Genomic DNA, 23,624 nt, shown 5'->3' with positions numbered 1-23,624 from the left:
CTTCCTGGCGCTGGCGGGGTGCAGGCCGCGAGGCGTGGGGCGAGGGCTCGGATGCTCCCTTGGATGGGACACGGGAGACATCTCGCGAGCCCGCACGGGAGCGCACGCCTCCCGTGTCGTGCGGCGACGGGGGATGCGTCGCCTGCGAACACTGGGAACAAGGGCGGCGATACCTGTTCGTGGCGCTGTCTACAGCCGCCGCGACACCCAAACGATATTTCAGACATATTCGTTCACACAATCTCTTCTCGAATCGCGCGATAAACACGATGGTCGTTGTGTGCGCGTTCTCGCGTGCATCACGCCGCCGTGGTTCTCGAGAAACCTCCACGCTCCCGATGGGAGCAGGACCGGACATCGTGCTGACTGAGACTGTGATTTCGAGACGGATGAAGACTCCCTGGCGCTGGGTGGGCGCGCTGTCGTTGTGGTTGGCTGCGGCGTGCGGTGGAAGCACCGCGCCGGAGGCGACGACGTCGGAGCCGTTGGCCACGGCCGAGGCGCCGCTGACGAGCGTGCGCCTGCGCCTGATGGCGGCGAACCTCTCCAGCGGGACCGGGCAGAACTACGACCCGGGACACGGCATCCGCATCTTCCAGGGGACGCAGCCGGACGTCGTGATGATTCAGGAGTTCAACTACCTGTCCAACTCGGCGGCGGACCTGCGCTCGTTCGTGGACACGGCGTTTGGGACGGGCTTCTCGTACTACCGCGAAGGGGGCGCGCAGATCCCCAACGGCATCATCAGCCGCTGGCCCATCATCGCCTCGGGTGAGTGGGACGACACCAGCGTGAGCAACCGCGACTTCGCGTGGGCGCGCATCGACGTGCCGGGTCCCAAGGACCTGTGGGTGGTGAGCGTGCACCTGCTGACCACCAGCTCCAGCATCCGCAACACGGAGGCCACCAACCTGCTGAGCTTCATCCAGGCGAACGTCCCCGCGGGCGACTACCTCGCCATTGGTGGAGACTTCAACACCGGCAGCCGCACGGAGGGCTGCTTGAACACGCTGTCCGCCGTGGTGAACACCGCGTCGCCGTATCCGGCGGACCGCAATGGCAACTCGAACACCAACGCCGGACGCAACAGCCCGTATGACCACGTGCTGGTGGACAGCGACCTGCGTCCGTATCAGACGGCCGTCGTCATCGGTGGCAGCTCGTTCGCCAACGGGCTGGTGGCGGACACGCGCGTGTACTCGCCCATCTCGGAGATCTCCCCGGCGCTGGCGGCGGACAGCGGCGCCAGCGGCATGCAGCACATGGGCATCATCAAGGACTTCCTCATCCCCGGCGACTCGGTTCCGTCCGGGAGCGTGACGGTGGGCTCGCCCAATGGTGGAGAGAGCTGGGCGGCGAGCAGCGCGCAGACCATCACCTGGACCTCCACCAGCGTGACGAACGTGAAGGTGGAGTACACGCTGGATGGCTCCACGTGGACCACGCTGGTGGCGAGCACGCCGGCCTCGGCGGGCAGCTACGCGTGGACGGTGCCCGCCACCGCGAGCACCTCCGCGCTGGTGCGCGTGAGCGATGCCTCGGACGCCACGGTGACGGACACGAGCAACGCGGCCTTCACCATCACCACGTCCTCGGGTGGCACCGGCAAGGTGTTCATCAACGAGGTGCTGCTCAACGAGGCGGGCTCGGACGTCAACGGCGAGTTCGTGGAGTTGGTCAACACGGGCTCGGCCGCGGTGGACCTGAGCGGTTGGACCGTGTCCGACGCGACCAACGTGCGGCACACGTTCGTGAGCGGTACGTCGCTGGCGGCGGGCAAGGCCGTGGTCGTGTTTGGTGGCGCGTCGGGCATCCCGGCCGGCACGGTGGGCGCGGTGGCCGCGTCCTCGGGCGCGCTCGGCTTGTCGAACAGCGGTGACACCGTGACGGTGAAGAACGCGTCTGGCACGGTCGTGGACTCGGCCACGTTCGCCTCGGGGCTCGCCGGCACGGATGGCGTGTCCGCCAACCGCAGCCCGGATGTGAGCGCCACCGGTACGTTCGTGCTGCACACGAGCCTGTCCAGCCTGTCGTCCTCGCCCGGTCTGCGCGCGAGCGGCGCGGCCTTCTAGGTCGCTCAGGGGGGGGCATGCCGGTGGGAGCGCGGGTGGCTCCCGCCGGCCGCTGCGCGCGGGTGGACGTTGCGTCAGGAGGAGCGGCCCAGGTGGCCGTGACTCCCCTCCGCGCCGTGGCCAGGGGATACTCCCTGCATGCCGCGACACTCCTGGCTGTCCCTGTGGATGTTCGTCCTGGGCGTGCATGCCCATGCCATGGCGGCGCCGCCGGCTGGAGCGGATGAGGTCTTGCTCGCGTGGGCCCGCGCACCCGCGAAGTCCTCGCGTCGCGCGGTGGCGCTGCCGCAGAGCTTCGAGTTGCTGGCGCGCTGCTTCCGCAGCCGCGAGGAGCTGGGTTCCGAGCGCTTCGGTGCGCTCGTGCATCAGCTCCTGGAGGACCAGGAGCGAGCCGACCTGTCCACCGAGTCCAAGCGCCGGGGATTGTTCCTCCTCGGCCGACTCCAGGACAGCGCCGCGCTTCCCTTGCTCATCCAACGCGCGCGCGAGCCCAGCTCCATGGAGCTGCGCAACGAAGCGGTGAATGCGCTCGCCTACTTTGGCTCTCGTCCCAAGCGCGACACCTTCCTGGACGCGTTGCCTGCGCTGCATCCGCGCTCGGATCTCCGCGCTCAGATGCGAGAGGTCGTCTTCCGTCCCGCTCCGGAGCCGCGCGCCACCGAGGCGCTGCTCGCCGTGCTCGGCCCTGGCTCCGACCCCATCGGCTGTCGCCCCGGGGATGAGGATCCGGACCCTCGCTGTGGCGCGCTGCGGGCGCTGACCTTCCATCCCGGGCCCGCGTTGGAGCCCTTCGGCCTGGAGGCGACGTCGTTGCACGGACGGCCTCGCATGCTCCTGCTCTTGGCGGCTGGTACGCCCAAGGCCATCGCGGCCATCGTCGAGTACCTCCATGCGGAGATGCAGGGCGCGCGGCGATTCGCGGTGGAGTCGCTGAGCACGCTGGCGCGTCCCGAGGCGGCGCGCGCGCTGCTCGACGCGCTCGATGATTCAGATGGCGAGGTGCGGCGGCTCGCGGCGCGGGGGCTCTTCCTGCTCGCGGGCGTGGACGTGCCGCTGGAGCGGATTGTCCTGGAGGACGCCGCGCTCATGCGCGCGGGCTTCCTGGAGCGCTGGGGGCCCCACCTGGAGCGCTTCGACCCGTCGCGGGCCCTTCCCTCCGAGCCCACGCCCGCGCCCGGCGTCTACGGCGCGCGCTGAGCCCGTGGCGCCAGGCGGTCGCAGCGATTGCTGAACCGGCCGAAGGTGTCGCACACGGAGGACTCGGGCTCCTGCGCGCGTCGCGCCGCTTCGAGGGCTCGGGCGAAGTGCTCTCGGGCGGTGCGCTGGGCGGCAGAGTCCGCTGGCACCGGTGGGGGTGGCTCACCGTCGTCCCAGTCCGCGTGGTGCTCGGCCTCCAGCGTCCAGAGCAGCGCGAGGTTGGCGTGGACCTGTCGCTCCGCGCTCGCGTCGTGGAGGGCCTCGGCGGCGGCGAGCGCTTGCAGGTAGGCGCGGTGGCCCTCCTCGGTCATGCGGAGGTTGAAGTACGCGGCGCCGAGGTTGTTGGCGCTGACCCGGAGGCCCGGCAGGTCACCCGCGGCGCGCCGGTGCTCCATGGCCAGGGTGAACCAGGGGATGGCCTGGGTCTCGAGGCTGCCGCAGCGGTGGCTCCACAAGCCCAGGTCGTTCGCCGCGAGTCCGGCCATGGCGAGGTCTCCGCGCGCCTCGTAGAGCGCGAGGGCGCGTTGATACAAGCGGCCCGCCTCCTCACAGCGCTGGAGGTCGAGCAGGAGGTCTCCTTGCCGATGGAGCGCCCTGGCCGCGGTGGCCACGTCCCCGGCCTCGCTGGCGTGCACGAAGACGCGCTCCAGGACGCGCAAGCCCTCGTCGTGTTGGCCGTGCGCGCGGAGCTGAAGCGCGGCGTCGAGCGTGGCGGGAGGGAGCGTGCTCGGGGGCGGGGCGGGCTGCTCGGCCGGGACGGTGGCCCGTGCGATGGGGGGCTCGGGGGGAGCCGGAGCCAGGTTCCTCGCGCAGCTCGCGGAGGTGCCGAGCGCGAGCAACACGAGCCACGGAGAAGGGCGCCACGTTGGCATGACGACGATTCTGGGGGGACCTGGGCCGCGCGCACAACTCGATGCGCGTCAGGCGCACGACCCCGAGGGGAGGGTCGCCCGTCGATGGTGAATGCTTGCGTGCGGGGCGCTGTTCGCATCGCGGCATTCGTCGCCCTCGGCGCCGCGCTGAATGTCGAGCCCTCCACGGGGAGGTCCGCGCGACCCGTGGCGCGCTGAGGAAATGGGAAAGACTTGTGCGGGCAGGACATCCCAACCGGGACGGCCCGTGCCCGGAATCCCTCTCGTTCCTCGGGCGAAAGCGAGTTCACCATGGGCAGGCATCGACGCATGGCTTCGGGGCGCGTCCTGGCGCCGTTGCTGGCGGGGCTCCTGAGCGTCGCGTGTGGAGAGCCGCCCGTGAGCGAGGCGGTCCTGGCCGCCCGTCCCGCTCCGCTCGGTCGCGCGTCCGAGGGCGTGAAGCTGGGCGGAGACCTGTACGCGGACGCCGTGGCACCGGGGACCACGGCCACGGTGCTCAACGCGAACAACGCGGTGGGCGCGCCGGATGGCGAGGCGGCCACGGTGCTCGGGTTGCTCAACGCGTCGCTCCTCCTGGACATGGGCGCGGGCGAGGAGGGCACGGGGAACCTGAAGGTGTATTACCAGGGCGTCGCGCTGTCGGTGGCGACGCAGGTGGACTTCCTCCGGGCGGATGGCACGGTGCTGACCACCGGGACGTTGCGCCTGGTGAACGTGAGCGTGGGGACGCACATCGCGATGGTGCCGTTCCGGGGCGGCAGCGCGTCCTACCGCTACGTTCGCCTGCGCGGGTCGGTCATCGAGTTGTACATGGTGGATGCCATTGAAGCGGAGGGCCGGGTCGTCTGTGGCGACGCGCAGACCAACGGCGTCGAGACCTGCGACGACGGCAACATCCAGTCCGGCGATGGCTGCAACAGCATCTGCCAGGTGGAGCATGGCTACACCTGCCACGGACAACCCAGCGTCTGCACGGACGTGGACGAGTGCTATCAGGGGACGGCCCAGTGCGCGCCGGGCGAGCTGTGTGTGAACACGCCGGGTGGTTACACCTGCCAGCCGGATTGCCTCGCGCCACGCACGGTCTGTGGTGGCGCCTGTGTCGATACCCGGACCGACGTGCTTCACTGCGGCGCGTGCGGACAGGCCTGCGCGTATGGCGGGTCGTGCGCGCTCGGGGTCTGCGTGGGCGGTGGCGCGCTCCAGTTCACCGCGACGTGGAATCGCGATGGAGACGCGGACCTCCTGGTGCGCACGCCCACCGGCAAGCTCATCTCGTTCTGGAACCCGGGCCCCAGCGACACCACGGACCGAGGCATCCTGGACGTGGACGCGCGCAAGGGGCTGGGGCCCGAGAACATCTACTGGCCGCTGGGTACGACTCCGCCCTCGGGCACCTACGACATCTGTCTGTCATTGACCACCTTCACGCCGGACGTGGACGTCAGCGCGCCGGTGCAGGCGCACGTGGTGGTGCGCCGGCCGGGGCAGTTGGAGCGGGTGTTCGACACGCCGCGAATCCAACCGTCGCTCAACTTCGAGTGCGCCCCCTCGGAGGCCAACTACGTGGGGTCCATCACCTATCCCTGAGGTGATGGACCTCGCAGGCGAGGGGGCGCCTCGTGGCGCGCTCAATGGCGCGTGGGCACGGGGGGCACGCGCAGCCGGGTGGGCAGGTGCGGCTCGAACTCGTTGTAGGCGGGGGCCTCCGGCTCTTCGGTGACGTGCCGGAGCTGGAGGTCCGGGGCTCCCGCCCACCGGCGCACGATCCGCGTGGCGGCCGCGTTGTCGGCGGCGTTGAGGAATCGGATCAGGCTCCCATGGTTGGCGCCGGGGGCTTGGAACAGATACGAGTCCCGCGCCTGGCCCAGCGGGAACGCGGCCGCGGACCAGGGGTCCAGCTCGCCATAGATGAACATCAGCCGCTCGCCCTGGGTCGTCACCCAGCTCTCGACGTCCTGCATGGATTCGGGGTGGAAGGACAAGAGGACGCCGGGGGGCGCGTAGGGGGGCGCGATGTCCGTGTCTGGGAAATGGACGAGCGCTCCCAGATGGTCGTCGTAGGGCTTGGGCCAGCCCAGCTCGACGGAGGCCTGATAGTAATAGGCCTGATACGCGATGATGCCGCCGATGCCTTCATCCATGAACGTCTCCAGCGGCGAGTAGTCCTGGAGGACCGTCATCAGCTCCGCGTCGGACGCGCTGTCGTCGAGGAACGCGGAGCAGTCGCTGGGCGAGTAGTACTGCCAGAAGGCGAAGTAGGACTCGATGACGCAGTGCTCGAAGGCCTTCTCGATGCCCAGCCGCGTGAAGGTCATGCCCTGGGACGTGGCGTAGTTCTGGAACAGCGCGAGCATCCGGTCCCGGCGTCCCAGCACGACGCGCTGGAAGTTGTGCATGCGCTCGCGGCACGCCGCCTGGGTGTCTCCACCCACGGCCGCCTGGAACGCGGGGAAGCGCTCATCGTCCGCGCGGGCCAGCGGTGCCACGTAGGCCACGGTGCCGTCCACATCGTTCGGATAGAAGCGGCGATGGAAGACCGCGGTCTCGCCACCCTTGCTCGCGCCCGTGGAGATCCACTTGCCCGTGTAGATGGCCTTCATCGCCTGGATGACGCGGTGGAAGTCCGCCGCGGACTGGCGGATGGTGAGCAGGCTCCAGTCCGTGGGCGTGGGGATGCTGGGCGGGAAGTAGCGGTGCTCGATGGAGAGCTGGTTGCCGCTGAGGAGGGTGGTCAGCTCCCGGCGTCCCGCGCTGGGGCCGACGTAATACCCGGAGTTGTAGAAGACGACGGGCGCGTCATCCACCTTGTGGAGCAGCGTCAAGCGCTGGGTGAAGCGCTGGCAGCCGGGACGGTTGTGGTCCGCGGGTTGGTCATACGTGAGCGCGAAGAAGCGGTGGCCCGCGGGGACCGAGACGTGGTCGGGGTTCTCGCGCGCGGTGAGGCCGGGGATGGCATTGAGCCGCGTGAGGATGTCCACGCTCGTGTCCCGGACGACCGGCGGGGGCGGCAGCGGCTCGTCTGGCACCGCGGCACAGTCCTCCGTCGGGCCTCCGTCCGAGGGCCCGGCGTCTGTGGGACCTGCGTCGTGTGGATCCGGACCTGCGTCGCGTGGCTCGGGGCCCGCGTCGACGACGGGGCCCGGGCCCTGCGGCTCCGTGGGGTCGTCCCCGCATGCGGGTTGAAGGGCGAGCGCGAGGAGCGGAGCGAATAACAAGGCAAGTCGTACGCGACGCGGGTGTGGGGACATGGGAGCCTTTCATGCGTGGGGGATGCACGCGGTCGCGAATGCTAATGCATGGTCATGGCGTGAAGGGATGGTGAATGACGTGGTTTCCTCGGGATTCGTGACCCGCGTCCGGGATGTCTGTCCATGTTCTCCCAGACACGAGGGCGCTTGAGTCCGCCCGAGGAGCGCGCTAGCCACGCACCCGACCTCTCATTCTCGGAGCCGCATGATGACGCCCCTGTTCCTGGCCGCCCTGCTCGCCGCCGCGCCTCCCGCCCCGAGCGCGGCGCCCGCCTCGTCGAGTGATTTCCTCAAGCAGCGGCTGGGGACCACCGCCGTCGCCCAGGTCTTCGCACCCGGCGTCCCAGCGCTGTCGCTGGCCGACAAGCGCGTGGCGTGGTCCCTCACGCTGGCGGCGCACGCGGGGGAAGACATCGCCTACGCGCAGCTCGGGTGGAAGCTGGTCCCCGCCAAGCGCCTGTTGGAGAGCGTGTATCTGTTTGGCCGCGAAGGGCAGGGCGCCGCGTTCGATGCCCAGCTCGCGAACTATCTGGTCCGCTTCTATGGGCACACGGGCAATCATGATCAGGTGACCGGGCAGAAGTTCGTCCCCGAGTTCACGCCCGAGCAGCTCGAAGCCGCCGCGGTGCGCGCGCTGAAGGCGGGAGCGCCGCTGGGCGTGAAGGACGAGGCGGCCCTGAAGGCGTGGCTCGCCGACCTGCGTCCCACCCTCTTCGACGCCGCCTTCGAGCCGCAGCTCACCTCCAAGGCTCCGCCGCCGGGGCAGGACCTGCTCACCGCGTCCGCCAACACGGCCTACGGTCTGGGCGTCACGATGAAGGACCTGGAGGGCTTCTCGGAGAAGTACCCGCTGGACTCGCGCGTGGTGAAGCAGGACGGGAAGCTCGTCGAGCAGGTGTTCCGCGCGGGCACGCCGGACGGGAAGGTGGCCCCGGGGCTGTTCGCGGGGGAGCTGGCGCGCGTCAACGGGCACCTGGGGGAGGCGATGCGCTCGGCGGCTCCGGCGCAGCGCGCGGCGCTGGGGAAGCTGGTGCGCTTCTTCCAGACCGGCGACCTGAAGGACTGGGACGCGTACAACATCGCGTGGCTGAAGGTGGACCCCGCGGTGGACGCGAACCTCGGCTTCATCGAGACGTACGTGGATCCGCGCGGCCACAAGGGCCAGTGGGAGGCGCTCGTCAATTACCGGGATGCGAAGGAGAACCGCATCATGGAGTTGATGGGTCGGCGCGCGCAGTACTTCGAGGACCGGCTGCCCTGGCCCCAGAAGTACAAGCGCAAGAAGGTGGCGCCGCCGGTGGCCAAGGCCATCAACCTCATCACCACGTACCCGCAGCCGCCCGCGGGCATCAACCTGCCCAACGAGCAGCACATCCGCGAGCGCTACGGCAGCAAGAGCGTCATGGTGACCAACGTCATGGAGGCCGCGTCCGCGCTGGTGCGCCTGCCCATGGCCATGGAGCTGTCTCCCACCCAGGAGGAGCGCGCCCAGGCCGCGCGGTTCTCCGTCACCGCGCGCAAGTGGCTGGTGGCCTTCCACGAGGTGCTGGGCCACGCCTCCGGACAGGTGGATCCAAAGCTCAAGGGACAGTCGCCCTCCGCGTTCCTGCGCGAGTACGACAACACGCTGGAGGAGGCGCGCGCGGACCTGGTCGCGCTGTGGCACGCCTTCGACCCGGCGCTCGCGGAGCTGTCTCCGGACCATGAGGCCATCGCGCGGCAGATGTACCGGGACTTCCTGGCGGAGGGGCTCACCAACCTGCGCAGCGTGGAGACGGGGGACAGCTTCGAGGAGGACCACCAGCGCGGCCACCAGATGACGGTGACGTACCTGCGCGAGAAGGGCGCGGTGGCCCAGAAGGTGGTGGACGGCCGCACCTACTGGACGGTGACGGACCATGCCCGCATGCGTGAGGCGGTGGGCGAGCTGCTCTCCAAGCTCATGGTCATCAAGGCCACGGGCGACTACGAGGGCATCCGCGCGCTGGTGCAGGAGAAGGGCATCCACTTCGAGCCGGCGCTGCGCGATGAAATCACCGCGCGCGTGAAGCGGCTGGACGTGCCCTCCATGCTGCTCATCTCCTCGCCGCGCCTGGTGCCCGTGCTGGACGCGAAGGGGCAGGTGGTGGACGTGAAGGTGGATGAGTCCCAGGACTTCATCGCGCAGCACCTGGAGCGCAGCCTGCTGGGCCGGCTGCCCGCCGCCGAGGCCACTCGGGTCGCCGCGAGCGTGGCCGCTTCGCCCGAGGCGCTGCGCGAGGCGTACCGCGCGCTACCCGCGCCCTGACGCGGCCGGTGGAGGTGGAGAGGCCCGAGGCGGGGCCCGCTCGTCGCGCTGGGCGATTCTCACCAGCGTCAGGAAGAACGCCACGATGAGCGGGCCGAGCAAGAGCCCCACCGCGCCGAACGCCGCCAGTCCGCCCAGCAGCGCGAAGAAGACGATGGCCCCGTGCTGGTTCATGCCTTTGCGAGCCAGCAGCGGCTTGACGATGTTGTCCACCACGCCCACCACCGCGACGCCCCAGATGGTGAGGAAGAGGGCCGTCCAGGCGTGGCCGCTCAGGAGCATCAGCAGGGCGGCGGCGAGCACCACCACCGCCGCGCCCACCGCGGGGATGAGCGCGAAGAAGAACGTCAGCCCCGCGAAGAACAGCGGGGCCGGGACGCCGCCGATGAGGTAGCCCACGAGGGCCGCTCCCGCCTGCACGCCCGCGGTGGCCACCGACGACACCAGCACCGACACCGAGGTGGCGCGGAACTCGCGCAGCAGCTCCTGCGTCTGGCCGGGGCGCAGCGGCGAGACGCTCTCCAGCCAGCGCACGAGCCGGTCTCCGTCCGTCAGGAAGAAGAAGAAGGCGATGAGCATCATCGCTGTCTGGAGCGCGAGGGTGCCCGTGGCCGCCACGGCCCCCGTCACCGCCTTGGCCGCCGCCGCGCCCTGCTGCTGCAAGGTGCGGTTGAGGCTCTGCTGCTCCACCGGCAGTTGCTCCAGCATCTTCTCCAGGGGCGCGCGCAGGATGGCCGGCAGCCGGTCGACGAGTCCTTGAAGCCCCTCGTGCTGCACCGTCTGCCCGATGAAGCGCGCGCCCTCGGAGATTTCCGAGACGAGGAAGGCGGTGAGCCCGCCCAGCGGAATCAGGAGCGCGAGCACGAAGGCCGCGCAGATGAGCCCCGCGGACACGTGGTCATGCCCGCGCAGCTTGCGGGTCAGCCATCGGTGCAGTCCCGAGAACGTCCCGGCCAGCACCGCCGCCAGGAAGAACGCCTCGGCGAACGGACGGATGACCAGGCACAGCAGGAACAGGGACAGCAGGATGAGGCCGGTGAAGACGCGTTGGGCGACCCGGTCGGATGCCATGACCCCTGGAAGCTAGGCAGCCCCGTCCAGGGATACCCAGGGGCGCCCGGTGGGCCGCCCGCTCGCCGGGCTTGGGGACGGGCGCGGGGCGGTTAGAGTGCGCGCCATGCCGCCTTTCGACTCGTCCGCGTTCACCCAGTGGCTGCCCCAGGTGCTGTGCGCCGCCTTCCTCGCCATCCTGTTCCTCCAGTCCGGGGTGGACAAGGTGGTGGACTGGAAGGGGAACCTGGGCTGGCTCACCGGCCACTTCTCCAAGTCCCCCCTGCGCGGCGTGGTGGCGCCGATGCTCGCGGTCCTCACGCTGATGGAGCTGGCGTCTGGCGCGGTGAGCGCGGCGGGCGTGGTGTCGCTCGTGGTCTCCGGCGCCACGCGGCTGGCGTGGATGGGCGCGGCGCTTTCGGCCAGCTCGCTCGTGTGCCTCTTCTTCGGCCAGCGCATGGCCAAGGAGTACGGCGGCGCGGCGGCGCTGGTGCCGTACTTCCTGCTGGCCATCGCGACGCTCGTCCTCACGCGCGGCTGAGCCCTCGCGTCAGAGGACCTTGCGGGGCGGCAGGACCGCGTTGGCGGCCAGCAGCCCCGACGCGAGCGCCACGGCCACCATCAGCATGGAGAAGGCCGTGTCCACGCCGGCCACCACGTCTCGCTCCATCAGCGACGCGAGGCTGCGGAAGCCCACGCTTCCAGGCACGAGCAGCATGAGGCCCGGCAGCACGGTCGTCATGGAGGGGCGGTTGCGCAGCTTCGCCAGCGCGTTGCTGCCAATGCCCAACAAGAGCGCGCCCACGAACGCGCCGAGCTGCGGCCCCAGGAACAGCGCGCCCAGGCGTGAGCCCGCGAACGCGCACGTGCCGCCCAGGGCAATCCATCCCCAGTCTCGCGGGTGGGCGCGGAAGAGCACCGCGATGGCGAAGCCCGCGACGAGCAGCGACACCACGGCTGTCCACGGGGGCAACGCCGCGGGCGTCAGCCCCACCGGCGCGGGAGGGAGCAACACCGCGACCTTGCCGCCCAGCGCCACGCCGAACCCGAGCTGAAGGAAGACGAGCGCCGCGCCCGTGAGGCGCGAGGTGCCGGAGATGAGGTTGCGCGTGGCCACCTCGTTGATGGCCACGGTCAGCGCCAGGCCGGGCAACAGCACGATGAGCCCCGCCAGCGTGGCCACCTCCACGGAGAGGGGCCCGAGGAAGCGCGCGGCGACGGCCGCGGTGGCCGAGGCGATGATGGCCGCGGCGAACTCGAGCACGCGCGCGGTGGAGGGCTGCTTCACCGTGGCGAGGTCGAACGCGCCGATGGCGAAGCTGCTGAGCGCCGCCACCAGCATCTCCCGCAGGCCCCCGCCGAAGAGTCGGCCCGCGGCCGCGCCGGCCAGCGTCCAGCACAGAATCTGGAGCAGCGGCCCGTAGCGCGGCGGGCGCGCGAGGATGGCCTCCACGCGCAGGGCGCCCTCGCTGGGGGACATCCGCCCGTGGATGACGTCGTCGGCGAGCACGTCCAGCAGCGTGAGGCGCTCCAGGTCCGTGTCCCCGGGCTCGGTGCGGATGAGGCAGGTTTGCAGCGCCTCGGGTGGACCGAAGGACGCGAAGATGGCGGTGGGCGTGGAGAAGAAGCGCGTATCCAACCCCAGTCGCTCACACACCCGCTGCATCAGCCCCTCCAGGCGATGGGCGGGCGTGCCATACCGGTGGAGCGCCTGGCCCAGCCGCAGGATGAACGTCACGGCGGGGGCAGGGGGTGGGAGCGAGGGCGTGGAGGCGAGGATTTCCGACGGAACCACGGGCGTACCTTCGAGCGCGGAGGACACGGTCGCGGCGCACATGGCAGAGCACCGGGAGGGAGTCAAACCACGGGCGCGTGACGCCCCTTCCCTTGGGGGCGTCCGAGTGAGAGGTAGGCACCGGATGCGCGGCCTTTCAGGTGTTTGCCGGGTCGCCCGCCCCAGGTGGGCGCCCGGGAAGGAGCAGACGTGACACGCAAACAGCGGACGCCTCGGTGGTTGGAGGCCGCGCGCCTGCGGGGCGCCGGGACGCCAGAGGGCGAGCGGGCGGACTGGCTGTCGCGGGCCCTGGGCCGAGCGGGGGTGATGCCCCGGGCCGAGGCGGAGCGCGCCATCCTGGAGGGGCGCGTGGAGCTGAACGGGCACATCACCCGCGAGCCCTTCGCCCCGGTGGGACCCGACGCGCGCGTGCGGGTGGATGGCGAGCCCCAGCGTCTGCAAGCCCCCACCCGGGCGGTCATGTTGCACAAGCCCGGGGGGCTGGTGGTGCACGGCTCGGACCCGGAGGGTGTGGGCACGGTGTTCGAGCACCTGACGGCCCGGCTGTCTCCGGCGCTGCGCGGCTTCGAGTGGCTCGCGGTGGGGCGCCTGGACCGGGACACCACCGGGCTGCTGTTGTTCACCAACGACGAGCGACTGGTGCGCCACGCCACCGCGCCCCAGACGCACCTGCCCAAGCGCTACGTGGCGCGCGTGGCGGGACGGCCCGGGGACGCGGCGATGGGGCGGCTGCGCGACGGCGTGGTGCTGGATGACGGACTGACCCGCCCCGCCCAGGCGCGGCTGCGCGAGCCGGACGTGGTGGAGCTGGTGCTCACCGAGGGCCGTCATCATCAGGTGAAGCGGATGCTCGCGGCGGTGGGGCATCCGGTGGTCTCGCTGCACCGGGAGGCCGTGGGCGACGTGGTGCTGGATGTGGCGGAGGGCGCGTGGCGCGCGCTGCGCGAGGACGAGGTCGCCCAGGGGCTCCGGTTCGCCGCGGCTCCGTGAGCGGTGTTGCTATCAGGTCCGAAAGTGACCAGACAGGACGCGGGCGGCGGGTTACGAGAGCGGCGTGATGCGGACGTTGGATCCACGAACCTGCTACCAGTCCCTGTGCGCACGCGCGCGCCGCTTCGATGGGCTCTTCTTCGTCGGGGTGTCGACGACCGGGGTCTATTGCCGCCCCATCTGTCCGGCGCGCACGCCGCGGATGGACCGGTGCCGCTTCTACCGGACGGCCGCCGAGGCGGAGCTCGCGGGCTTCCGAGCGTGCCTGCGCTGCCGGCCCGAGCTGGCGCCAGGGCAGGCGCCCGTCGACTCCGTCCCCCGGCTCGTCGCCGCCGCGGTGGCTCGCATCGACGAGGGGGTGCTCAACACGGCGTCGGTGGAGGCGCTCGCCGAGGAGCTGGGCGTGACGGCGCGCCACCTGCGCCGCGCGCTGGAGGCCGAGCTGGGCATCTCGCCGGTGGACCTCGCGCAGTCGCGACGCCTGGCCCTGGCCAAGCAACTGCTGCACGACACGTCCTTGCCGCTCACGGAGGTCGCCTTCGCCAGCGGCTTCCAGAGCGTGCGGCGGTTCAATTCGTTGTTTCGCGGGCGCTTCGGTCGGCCCCCGTCGGCGCTGCGGCGCGCGGGCGGCACGGCGACGCCGTCGCGCTCGCTGGTGCTGCGGTTGGACTATCGCCCGCCGCTCGATTGGGAGGCGCTCCTGGCCTTCCTGCACGCCCGCGCCATCCCCGGCGTGGAGCACGTGAGCGATGGCGCGTACTGGCGCACCGTGCGCTGGGGAGACGCGAGCGGCTGGGTCGTCGTGCGCCACGCGAAGGCTCGGCCCGCGCTCATCGCTGAGGTGTCGCTGTCGCTGTCGTCGGTGCTGATGGGCGTGGCCTCGCGACTGCGCGCCCTCTTCGACCTGGACGCGCAGCCCGTGCTCGTTCACGAGGCGCTGAAGCGCGATGCGTTCTTCGAGGCGTCGCTGCGCGCGCACCCTGGGCTGCGCGTGCCCGGCGCGTTCGACGCCTTCGAGCTGACGATGCGCGCGGTCCTGGGACAGCAGGTGTCCGTCCAGGCCGCGACCACGCTGAGCGGTCGGCTCGCCGCGCGTCTGGGCACGCCGCTGATGGACGCTCCTCGCCCGGAGCTGTCGCGCTTGTTCCCGACCGCGGAGGCCGTCGCCGCGTGCTCCCTGGATGACGTGGCGGCGCTGGGCATGCCCGCTTCGCGCGCGAACACCGTGCTCGGCGTGGCGCGGGCGCTGGCCCAAGGCACCGTGCGACTGGAGCGCGACACGGACGCGGAGGAGGCCATCGCGGCGCTGGACGCGCTGCCGGGCATTGGCCCGTGGACCGCGCACTACGTCGCCATGCGCGCGCTGCGTTGGCCGGATGCGTTTCCAGAGGGAGACCTGGCGCTGCGCAAGGCGCTGGGCGGCGTGACGACGAAGGAACTCTCTCAGCGCGCCGAGTCCTGGCGCCCGTGGCGGGCCTACGCCGCGATGCACCTGTGGGCCCGTCTTTCTCTTGGAGCCGGCGGATGACTCGACACTTCAGTTCCATCCTGGCCAGTCCGGTGGGGCCCCTGCGCCTGTTCGCCACCGAGCGCGGGCTGAGCGCCATCTACTTCCCGAACCACCGGCGCGCGCGGGACTTCGACGCGCGCGCCGATGACGAGCAGCCCGTGCTGCGGGAGACGCGGCGCCAGCTCCAGGAGTACTTCGCGCGCGAGCGCACGGCCTTCCAGCTCCCGCTGGACCCGGAGGGGACGCCCTTCCAGCTCGCGGTGTGGCGGGCGCTCCAGGAGATTCCGCCGGGCGCCACGTGGTCCTACGCGATGCTGGCTCGCCATGTGGGGCGCGAGGGGGCCGCCCGCGCCGTGGGTTCCGCCAACGCGCGCAACCCCCTGTCCATCGTCGTGCCGTGCCACCGCGTCGTGGGCGCGAGCGGCAAGCTGACGGGGTACGCGGGTGGGCTCGCCGCGAAGCAGTGGTTGCTGGAGCACGAGCGCGACCGCTGACGCGCGGAGTGTGCTTGGATTCGCGCGGGCGCTGGCGAGCGTCCGCGCGGAGGTGGTGGCACATGGCCCTCTGGGGCTCGGGTTCGTTGTTGCGCGTGCGGGATGGCCACGAGGCGCGGGTCTCGTATGCCGAGCTGTTCTTCGACCTTGTCTATGTCTTCGCCGTCACGCAGCTGTCGCACCACCTGCTGGAGCACCTCACGGTGCTCGGCGCGTTCCAGACGCTGGTGCTGTGGTTCGCCGTGTGGCTGGCGTGGCAGTACACCTGCTGGGTGACCAACTGGTTCAACCCGGAGGCCATACCCATCCGCCTGATGCTGCTGGGGATGATGCTGGCCAGCCTCGTGATGTCCGCGGCGATCCCCGAGGCGTTCGGCTCCCGGGGCTGGGTCTTCGCGGGCTGCTTCGCGGCGATGGAGGTGGGGCGAACCGTCTTCATCGTGTTGCACCTGGGGCCGCGTCACGCGCTCGCGCCCAACTTCCAGCGCATGCTCGCGTGGCTGAGCGTGGCGAGCGGCCTGTGGGTTCTCGGCAGCCTGCGCGAAGGCGCCGAGCGACTGGCCATCTGGGTCGCGGCGGTGGCCACCCAGTACCTCGCGCCCATGGTGGGCTTCTGGACGCCAGGCCTGGGCCGCTCGCGGACGTCCGAGTGGACCATCGAGGGCGGACACCTGGCCGAGCGCTGTCAGCTCTTCGTCATCGTCGCGCTGGGCGAGTCCATCCTGGAGACAGGCGCCACGCTCAGCGCGCGCGAGCACTGGGACACGCCCATCCTGCTCGCGTCCATCGTGGCCTTCCTGGGCAGCGTGGCCATGTGGTGGGTGTACTTCGATACGAGCAGCAAGGACGGCAGCGAGGCCATCGTCCATTCGAAGGACCCGGGCCGCATCGGGGCGTACTTCCACTATGTGCACGTGACCATCATCGCGGGCGTCATCGTCTCCGCGGTGGGCAACGAGCGCGCGATTGGCCATCCGGACGCGCGCACCGACGTGGTGTCCGCGGCGGTGTTGCTGTCCGGTCCCGTCATCTACTTGCTGGGGAACGCGGTCTACAAACGGGTGGTGTACGGCCGCTTCCCAGCCTCGCACTTCATGGGGCTGGGAGCGCTCGCCGTCCTGACGCCGCTGTGCTTCTTCACCAACCTGCTCACGGTCAATGGCTGGACGTCGCTGGTGATGGTCGCGGTGGCCGTGTGGGACGGCTGCGCGCGACGGCGCGTGGCTCATTGATGGGGCTCACTGAATGGACGGGCGAGCCTCCTCCGCTCGGCCGGCGCGTGCGCGCGCGTAGTCCTCGGCTCCCGTGAAGTCCACCACCTGGCAGGGCTCGTTGCCCACCACCCAGCCGTCATGGCCCGGTGGAATGAAGGCCACGTCTCCCGCGCCGAGGTCGAACTCCTGCCCGTCGCGCATCTTGACGTGCAACTTCCCGGAGAGGATGCACAGCGTGTGGACGACCTCGCAGTCGTTGGTCCCGACCAGCGGCTTCACGTCCTGGGACCAGCGCCAGCCGGGCTCGAAGACCGCGCGGCCCACGGTGAGCTCCCCCAACTTCAAGACGTCCGAACCTCCATGCGCCACGAACGGGCGGTGCTCGTCCGAGTCGCTGGCCCTCTTGATGATCGCGCGTGCCATGGTGCTCCCCCCTCGGGAATGGAGGCCGCGCTCGCGCGACCTCGAGTCCAAGGGAAAGATGAGGATGCTCGCCGTGGCTCGCCAGCTCAGGGCTCGCGCGTGGCGGTGAGCTGACGCAGGCCCCAGCGATACGGCAGGACACCGTCGGAGCGGAGCAGCGGCGCGACGGCGGTGAGGAAGGCCGTGCGCAGCGCGGCGCGGCTCTCCTCGGACATCCGGTCCACGTCGTAGGTGGTCGCCAGCGACTCCCAGACACGCTCCGGTGGCCCGTCGCCGATGACCTCCAGCTCCACGTCCGACTGGAGGCGGAACCCCGCGCCGAAGAGCCCGCGCAGCCCCTCGCCCGAGCGCACGCGCGCGTCGCCCAGGGGCAGGGAGGGGACCGCGTGCGAGGCCCGGACCGCCTGGACGAAGGTGGCCACCGCCTCGGTCGGGGGACGCGTGCCGGGCACCACGACGGAGACCCGGCCGCCGGGCCTGAGCACGCGCCGCACCTCCGCGAGGACCGTCTCCACGTCGTCCATGAGCATGAGCGCCAGGTGGCTGAGCACGCGGTCGATGCTCGCGTCCGCGAAGGGCAGGGCCTGGGCTCTGCCCTGGTGGAGCGTGGCCGCGCGGCCCAATCGCGCGCGGGCGGACGCCAGTTCGTGCTCGCTGAGGTCCAGGCCGAGCAGCGTGAGCCCCGGTGTCCGCTGCTGGGCGAGCAGGGCGAGCAGGGCGCCATCGCCGCATCCCAGGTCCAGCACCGTGCGGGGCCGGCCGTCGTCCGGAACCTCTGTGACGAGGCAGGCGTACGAGGAGGGCAGGGTGTCCGCGCCGCGCCGCGCCGGGAGGCTCGCGAACGCTCGCGTCGTGGCTCCCGCATGCCGGCGGTGGTAGTCGAGGAGGTACGTCTCCGCGGGGGACGAGGAGGGCATGGGCAGGCTCAGAAGATGGAGAGGCCGGTGCGGGTGGTGAAGCGATCCAACGCCTCGACGCCGGCCACGGAGTTGCCGCGTGCGTCGAGCGCGGGACTCCAGACGCACAGGCCGCAGCGGTTGGGGATGATGGCGATGATGCCGCCCCCGACGCCGCTCTTGCCGGGCAGGCCCACGCGGTAGGCGAACTCGCCGGCCGCGTCGTAGGTGCCGCAGGTGAGCATCACCGCGTTGACCTGCTTGGCCTGACTGCGGGTGAGCAGCCGCTCCCCGCCCGCGCGTTGGCCGTGGCGCGCGAGGAAGCCACAGGCGCGCGCGAGGTCCGCGCAGCTCATGCGCAGCGAGCATTGCCAGAAGTAGTGCTCTAGCACCTCGGGGACGGGGCGCTCGACGTTGCCGTAGCTGGCCATGAAGTGGGCCAGCGCCGCGTTGCGATGGCCGTGCTCCGCCTCCGACGCGGCGACGACCGGGTCGAAGTCCACGGCCGGGTTGCCGCTCTCCGCGCGCAGGAAGTCGCGCAGCGTGCCCCTCGCGTCACCCGTGAGGCCGAGCAGCCGGTCGGTGATGACGAGCGCCCCCGCGTTGATGAAGGGGTTGCGAGGGATGCCCTGCTCGTACTCGAGCTGGACCAGGGAGTTGAACGGGTTGCCCGAGGGCTCCTTGCCCACGCGGCGCCACAGCGCATCCCCGTCCTGGGCCAGCGTCAGCGCCAGCGTGAAGACCTTGGAGATGCTCTGGATGGAGAAGGGCACGCGCCAGTCGCCCACGCCGTACAGCGCGCCGTCCACGGTGGCCAGCGCCATGCCGAAGTGGTTGGGGTCCACCGCGGCCAGCGCGGGGATGTAGCGCGCCACGCGCCCCTGCCCGAGCACGGGCCGGGTCGCCTCCATCACCTCGTCGAGTATCGCCTGGTAGTCCATGGCCGTCCGGTCCGCCGCGCGGCGGTGGGGCGGGCATGCTCCGCCGCGCCGGGGAGCCGGTCAATTCCCGCGCGGTGGGCCTCTTCGGGCGAACTAGCGAACACCTGGCTTGCGCGGGATGTCGCGCAGTGAGCGGGACGCGCGCGTGCGCACGGCGTCCTTCCGCCGGGGGGCTATAGCGCGAGGAGCCCTCGCCTCGGCGCGACGTCGCGGGCGCGGGGGCGTCACCATGGTGGATTGGATCGACAGGCTCTCGCGGAGGCTGGTCACGGCGCTCCTCCAGCGCCGCCGGCAGGTCCTCCTGGTGGCGGCGGTGCTCACGCTGGTGGGCACGGCCCTGTCCATCCAGCTCTACGGCGACCTGCGCAGTGAAGTGGAGGAGCTGCTCCCCTCGGACGCGCCGAGCGTGGTGGCGGCCCGCGTCCTCACGCCTCGCTTGTATGACGTGAACCACCTGTCGGTCGTGCTGGAGGGGGATGATCCGCAGGCGCTGCGGCGCTTCGCGGACGCGCTCGCGGAGCGACTGCGCACGCTGCCGCCCACGCTGGTCCGGTCGGTGGAGTACCGCGTGGACACGGAGCGCGCCTTCTTCCAGCGGTTCGGCCTGCTCTACCTGTCCGTCGAGGACCTGCGCACGCTCGTCGCGCGCGTGCGGGCGCGCATGCAGTGGGAGCGCATGCACCTCAACCCGTTCATGGTGGATTTGATCGACGCGGACGCCAAGCCGCCCTCGCTCGACTTCCGTGACCTGTTGGGACGCTCGGGCGCGGGGCTCTCCTCCGTGGACCGCTTTCGCTCGGGCTACTACCAGTCGCAGGACGGCAAGCGGCTGGTGCTGCTCGTGCGCCCGCCGCAGCTGACCACCGGCTACGCGTTCAACCACACGATGCTGGAGGAAGTGCGGCGGCAGGTGGAGGCGCTCCAGCCCGAGCACTTCGACCCCTCGATGCGCGTGGGCTACGACGGCGAGGTCGCGACCATGACGGAGGAGCAGGCCGCGCTCCAGTCGGACCTGGTGACCTCTGGCGGGGTGGTGCTCGCGGGCGTCACGGGCGTGCTGTGGCTCTACTTCCGTCGCTGGCGCGCGCTCGCGGCCATCATCGGCTCGCTCGCCGTGGGGTGCGCCGTCACCTTCGGGTTGGCGGACGTGCTCATTGGCCACCTCAACGCGAACACCGCGTTCCTGGGCTCCATCGTGGTGGGCAATGGCATCAACGCCGCCATCATCTACATGGGCCGCTACCTGGAGGAGCGCCACGCGAAGGTGCCCGTCCCCGAGGCCATCCGCCTCGCGTGGGCGGGCACCGTGGCGCCCACCTTCGTGGCCTCGTTCGCGGCGGGTCTCGCGTACCTGTCGCTGGCGGTGACCCGCTTCCGTGGCTTCAACCAGTTCGGCGTGATGGGCGGGATGGGCATGGCGCTGTGCTGGCTGTCCGCCTACCTGGTCCTTCCCCCGCTGCTGTGCGTGCTCGAGTCGCCGCGGCCCATGGACCTCACCCACGTCGTGGGCGCACGTCCGCTCACGTCCCGGTTGGCGCGCTGGGTGGTGTCGCGGCGCGGGCTCATCCAGGTCGTGTCCCTGGCGCTGCTGGCCACGAGCGTGGCGGCCGTCACGTCCTATCAAGGCCCGCTGGTGGAGGCGGACTTCAACAAGCTGCGCGCGCGCGACAGCCAGAAGCATGGCTCCATCTACTGGGGACATCGCGTGGACGAGGTGTTCCAGTCGTACCTCACGCCGGTCGTCATCGTGGGTGACACCTCGGAGGACCTCCAGCGCGTGGTGGACTTGCTCAACGCGCGCCAGCGGGCGCTGGGCGACCAGGCGCTCCTGGGCGAGGTGCGGACCGCGCGCACGCTGGTGCCCTCGGACGTCGAGGCGAAGGTCCCGCTGCTGCATGAGCTGCGCGCGCTGCTGCCGGACTCTCGGCTGTCGATGCTGCCGCCAGCGCTAAGACACGAGGCTCGGATGTACCGCCCTCCCGAGAGCGTGCGAGCTCCGAGCTGGGACGAGGTGCCGCTCACCCTGCGTCAGCCGCTCACGGAGCGCGACGGCACCGTGGGGCGCGTCGCGTTCGCCTATCCCAAGCGGGTGGGCTCCATCGACGCGCGCTACGGCTTGCAGCTCACCGACGCCATCCGCGGCGCCATCCACGATGCCGGGGGGCGGGCGCTCTCCATGGGGAGGCCCCTGCTCATCGCGGACATCACCCACGCCATCCTGCGAGACGGCCCGCGCGCCACGCTGCTCGCGCTGGCGGCGGTGTCCGCGCTGGTGTTCGCGGTGACGCGCCACGCGCGCCTGGCGCTGACGGTGTTGGCCGGGCTGCTGCTGGGCGTGGCGTGGCTGGTGGGGTTGGCGGCCCTGCTGCGGCTGCGGCTCAACTTCCTCAACTTCGTGGTGCTGCCCATCACCTTCGGCATCGGCGTCGACTACGCGGCCAACCTCATCCTGCGCTACCGAGAGGAGGGGCCGGGCTCGTTGTCGCGCGTCATCGAGGGGACGGGCGGGGCGGTGGCCCTGTGCTCCTCCACCACCATCATCGGCTACGCGTCGCTGCTGCTGTCGCGCAACCAGGCCCTGGCGAACTTTGGCCTGCTGGCGGCCATGGGCGAGGTGGCGTGTCTGTCCGCGGCGCTGCTGGCGCTGCCGGCGCTGCTCTTGCCGAAGCAGGCATCGAACCCGGAGTCGTAGGGCCGCGACTGTCGCGCGAAGGACGGCGTCTGCGACCGCGGGGCAGTGGTGTGGCGCAACAGGGCAGCCCAGGTTGCCGCACGCCCCCGGGGAGGGGCCGGCGGAGGGAGGGGGCGGGGCATGGACACCCTAGACGACCAGCAGGCCCAGGAGCCGGTGACGCAAGTCACCCCGTCGGGTTCCGTCCCCGTGGCGGAGCCCCCCGTTGCGCGCGACGTGCCGCTGGCGCCCTCGCACAACGAGGTGCGCCCCTCCCACAGTCGCTCCGAGTTCTTCGACACGACGCCCGGTTCGCGCACCGCGCCCCCGAGCCTGTCGGTGACGGAGGCGCGCACGTACTCGGCCTTCGCGGGCCTGCGCGCGGAGTGGACGGCGCTGGTGCGGCGCACGGATGATCAGCTCTTCTACCGGCACGAGTTCATCGACGCGTGGCTGACCCACTTCGCGTCGGACTCGCGCTTCCGCGTGCTGACCGCGCGCGACGCGGGGGGCCGGCTGCGCGCGGTGCTGCCCCTGTTGGAGCGGCGCACCTGGTGCGCGGGCGCGCCCGTGCGTCAGCTCATCAGCCCCACCAACTCGCACTCCTGCCGCTTTGACATGCTGGCGGAGGACGCGCCGGCGGCGGGCACCGCGTTCCTGCGGCACCTGGAGTCGGACCGCGAGTGGGACTTGTTGCAGCTCCAGGACGTGCCCCACGGCGGCCGCGCGTGGAGCCTGTACCGGGCGGCGGAGGAGCGGGGCCTGCCGGTGGGGACGTGGAAGTCCATGGACTCGCCCTACCTGTTGCTGCCGGGCTCGCTGCCGGAGCTGCACGCGCGCTGGAGCAAGAACCTGCGCGCGGGGCTGCGGCGCCGGCGCAAGCGGCTGGACGAACTGGGGCCGGTGACGGTGGAGCGGGTGAGTGGCGGAGCGCAGCTCGACGCAGTCCTGTCCGAGGGCTTCGCCATCGAGCGCAGCGGTTGGAAGGGCGAGCGCGGCACGGCCATCTCTCAGGACCCGGCGACGCTGGGGTTCTACACCCGGCTGGCGCGCGACGCGGCGGACGCGGGCCACTTGTCGCTCTACATGCTGCGCTCGGCGGGGCGGGCCATCGCGTTCGACTTCGCGTTCGCCTACCAGGGGCGCTACCTCACCCTGAAGCCCGCCTACGACGAGGCGTTTCAGCAGTACAGCCCGGGCCAACTGCTCACCGCGGCGGCGCTGGAGGACGGCGTGTCGTCCGGGCTCACCGAGTGCGACCTGCTGGGCGAGAACATGCCGTGCAAAGCGGTGTGGGCGGACCGCCTGCGGCCGCACAGTTGGCTCTTCGTCTTTCGCGACACGCGCTTCGGCCGCGCGCTGTGCTCGGCCAAGTTTCGCTGGTTGCCCGCTGCCCGACGGATGGTGACTCGATGGGTCCCGATGCGCTGACCTTCCACCGAGCCGCGCGCTGGCTTCACGCGCGCCGAGTTCCAGTGCTGCCTCAATTGCTCGGCACGCTCACGCATGTGCTGTTCCGCGCCCAGCTCCCACCAGACGCGGACCTGGGCGAGCACTGTGCCCTGGGCTACGGCGGCATGGGCGTGGTGGTGGCCCCTGGCGTGCGCGTGGGGCCCTACGGCTTCCTGTCGCACCAGGTGACGCTCTGTGAGCGGCCGGGCGCCCAGGGTGTGCCGGTGCTGGGCGCCTACGTCTATGTGGGCGCGGGCGCGCAGATTCGCGGGCCGGTGCGGGTGGCGGACTTCGCCGTCATTGGCGCCAACGCCGTGGTGGAGACGGATGTGGCGCGGGGGGCCATCGTCACCGGCATCCCCGCGCGAGAGGTGCGGCGCGAGCCGGATCCTCCCGCGGCCTACAAGCGGGACACCGGACAGTGCGTGGACCCCGCCGTGTTGGTTCCCGCGCCGCGCTCGCGTCGCGGTTGAGGGGTGGACGGGGCGCTGCCCGTCAGGGGCGCTGGC

Annotated in this window: 19 protein-coding genes; 12 read left to right on the top strand and 7 right to left on the bottom strand. The window is 71.2% G+C overall.

Going from position 1 to position 23,624, the window contains the following annotated elements:
- Positions 1-389 precede the first annotated feature (389 nt).
- A complete protein-coding gene (locus tag KRR26_RS01185) occupies positions 390-2,072 on the top strand; it encodes a lamin tail domain-containing protein (RefSeq protein WP_236068170.1) in 1,683 nt (560 codons plus the stop codon).
- A gap of 138 nt (positions 2,073-2,210) precedes the next feature.
- A complete protein-coding gene (locus KRR26_RS01180) occupies positions 2,211-3,269 on the top strand; it encodes a HEAT repeat domain-containing protein (protein ID WP_217078931.1) in 1,059 nt (352 codons plus the stop codon).
- On the opposite strand, the gene KRR26_RS01175 is transcribed toward KRR26_RS01180, so the two are convergent.
- Positions 3,254-4,141 carry a tetratricopeptide repeat protein gene (locus KRR26_RS01175; protein ID WP_217078930.1) on the bottom strand — a complete coding sequence of 296 codons (888 nt, stop codon included), beginning with the start codon at positions 4,139-4,141 and terminating at the stop codon, positions 3,254-3,256. The two genes, KRR26_RS01180 and KRR26_RS01175, sit on opposite strands and share 16 nt — an antisense overlap.
- 291 nt (positions 4,142-4,432) lie before the next feature.
- Here KRR26_RS01175 and KRR26_RS01170 point away from each other — a divergent pair, with 291 nt between their 5' ends.
- Entirely contained in the window at positions 4,433-5,731 is a 1,299-nt protein-coding gene (locus KRR26_RS01170; protein ID WP_217078929.1) for an EGF domain-containing protein, read from the top strand.
- A 41-nt stretch (positions 5,732-5,772) separates the two neighbouring features.
- Here KRR26_RS01170 and KRR26_RS01165 read toward each other — a convergent pair whose 3' ends face one another.
- Positions 5,773-7,170 carry a S28 family serine protease gene (locus KRR26_RS01165; protein ID WP_328707038.1) on the bottom strand — a complete coding sequence of 466 codons (1,398 nt, stop codon included), beginning with the start codon at positions 7,168-7,170 and terminating at the stop codon, positions 5,773-5,775.
- Between the two features lie 427 nt (positions 7,171-7,597).
- On the opposite strand from KRR26_RS01165, the gene KRR26_RS01160 reads away from it, so the two are divergent.
- A complete protein-coding gene (locus tag KRR26_RS01160) occupies positions 7,598-9,679 on the top strand; it encodes a dipeptidyl peptidase 3 (RefSeq protein ID WP_233576820.1) in 2,082 nt (693 codons plus the stop codon).
- On the opposite strand, the gene KRR26_RS01155 is transcribed toward KRR26_RS01160, so the two are convergent.
- Positions 9,665-10,750 carry an AI-2E family transporter gene (locus KRR26_RS01155; RefSeq protein WP_120205207.1) on the bottom strand — a complete coding sequence of 362 codons (1,086 nt, stop codon included), beginning with the start codon at positions 10,748-10,750 and terminating at the stop codon, positions 9,665-9,667. The two genes, KRR26_RS01160 and KRR26_RS01155, sit on opposite strands and share 15 nt — an antisense overlap.
- A gap of 106 nt (positions 10,751-10,856) precedes the next feature.
- Between KRR26_RS01155 and KRR26_RS01150 the strand changes: the two genes are divergently transcribed.
- Positions 10,857-11,270, top strand: a complete 414-nt coding sequence (locus tag KRR26_RS01150; protein WP_120205208.1) for a DoxX family protein — start codon at positions 10,857-10,859, stop codon at positions 11,268-11,270.
- Positions 11,271-11,279: 9 nt separating this feature from the next.
- Here KRR26_RS01150 and KRR26_RS01145 read toward each other — a convergent pair whose 3' ends face one another.
- On the bottom strand, positions 11,280-12,566 hold the full coding sequence (locus KRR26_RS01145) for a threonine/serine exporter family protein (RefSeq protein ID WP_120205210.1): 1,287 nt from the start codon (positions 12,564-12,566) through the stop codon (positions 11,280-11,282).
- A 147-nt stretch (positions 12,567-12,713) separates the two neighbouring features.
- Between KRR26_RS01145 and KRR26_RS01140 the strand changes: the two genes are divergently transcribed.
- The 4 genes from KRR26_RS01140 (at position 12,714) to KRR26_RS01125 (ending at position 16,750) form a co-directional block, all read left to right on the top strand.
- Positions 12,714-13,514 carry a pseudouridine synthase gene (locus tag KRR26_RS01140; RefSeq protein WP_217078927.1) on the top strand — a complete coding sequence of 267 codons (801 nt, stop codon included), beginning with the start codon at positions 12,714-12,716 and terminating at the stop codon, positions 13,512-13,514.
- Between the two features lie 67 nt (positions 13,515-13,581).
- Entirely contained in the window at positions 13,582-15,042 is a 1,461-nt protein-coding gene (locus KRR26_RS01135) for a DNA-3-methyladenine glycosylase 2 (RefSeq protein ID WP_233576859.1), read from the top strand.
- Positions 15,039-15,518, top strand: coding sequence for a methylated-DNA--[protein]-cysteine S-methyltransferase (locus KRR26_RS01130; protein ID WP_217078926.1), 480 nt, complete (start codon positions 15,039-15,041; stop codon positions 15,516-15,518). Before KRR26_RS01135 ends, KRR26_RS01130 begins: the two co-directional genes overlap by 4 nt.
- Before the next feature lie 62 nt (positions 15,519-15,580).
- Positions 15,581-16,750, top strand: a complete 1,170-nt coding sequence (locus KRR26_RS01125) for a low temperature requirement protein A (protein ID WP_217078925.1) — start codon at positions 15,581-15,583, stop codon at positions 16,748-16,750.
- Between the two features lie 6 nt (positions 16,751-16,756).
- Here KRR26_RS01125 and KRR26_RS01120 read toward each other — a convergent pair whose 3' ends face one another.
- The 3 genes from KRR26_RS01120 to KRR26_RS01110 all read right to left on the bottom strand — a co-directional run bounded on the left by KRR26_RS01120 (position 16,757) and on the right by KRR26_RS01110 (position 18,992).
- The gene (locus KRR26_RS01120; RefSeq protein ID WP_217078924.1) at positions 16,757-17,155 is read right to left on the bottom strand and encodes a cupin domain-containing protein; all 399 of its coding nucleotides are present in this window, start codon (positions 17,153-17,155) and stop codon (positions 16,757-16,759) included.
- Positions 17,156-17,241: 86 nt separating this feature from the next.
- Complete coding sequence (locus KRR26_RS01115) at positions 17,242-18,072, bottom strand: class I SAM-dependent methyltransferase (protein WP_217078923.1); 831 nt, start codon at positions 18,070-18,072, stop codon at positions 17,242-17,244.
- Positions 18,073-18,080: 8 nt separating this feature from the next.
- Positions 18,081-18,992, bottom strand: coding sequence for a glutaminase (locus tag KRR26_RS01110; protein WP_120205221.1), 912 nt, complete (start codon positions 18,990-18,992; stop codon positions 18,081-18,083).
- Between the two features lie 229 nt (positions 18,993-19,221).
- Here KRR26_RS01110 and KRR26_RS01105 point away from each other — a divergent pair, with 229 nt between their 5' ends.
- The 3 genes from KRR26_RS01105 to KRR26_RS01095 all read left to right on the top strand — a co-directional run bounded on the left by KRR26_RS01105 (position 19,222) and on the right by KRR26_RS01095 (position 23,588).
- Positions 19,222-21,684 (top strand): efflux RND transporter permease subunit, encoded by a 2,463-nt coding sequence (locus KRR26_RS01105; protein WP_158611435.1) that lies wholly within the window; start codon positions 19,222-19,224, stop codon positions 21,682-21,684.
- A 120-nt stretch (positions 21,685-21,804) separates the two neighbouring features.
- Entirely contained in the window at positions 21,805-23,094 is a 1,290-nt protein-coding gene (locus KRR26_RS01100; protein ID WP_217078922.1) for a GNAT family N-acetyltransferase, read from the top strand.
- The gene (locus KRR26_RS01095; RefSeq protein ID WP_120205226.1) at positions 23,076-23,588 is read left to right on the top strand and encodes a serine O-acetyltransferase; all 513 of its coding nucleotides are present in this window, start codon (positions 23,076-23,078) and stop codon (positions 23,586-23,588) included. The genes KRR26_RS01100 and KRR26_RS01095 overlap by 19 nt, the downstream gene beginning before the upstream one ends.
- Positions 23,589-23,624: the final 36 nt, after the last annotated feature.

This window comes from Citreicoccus inhibens, from assembly GCF_019039035.1.
Taxonomy (GTDB): domain Bacteria; phylum Myxococcota; class Myxococcia; order Myxococcales; family Myxococcaceae; genus Citreicoccus; species Citreicoccus inhibens.
Note: the sequence above shows the minus strand (reverse complement) of the source record. Positions and strands in the feature narration are given on the sequence as shown.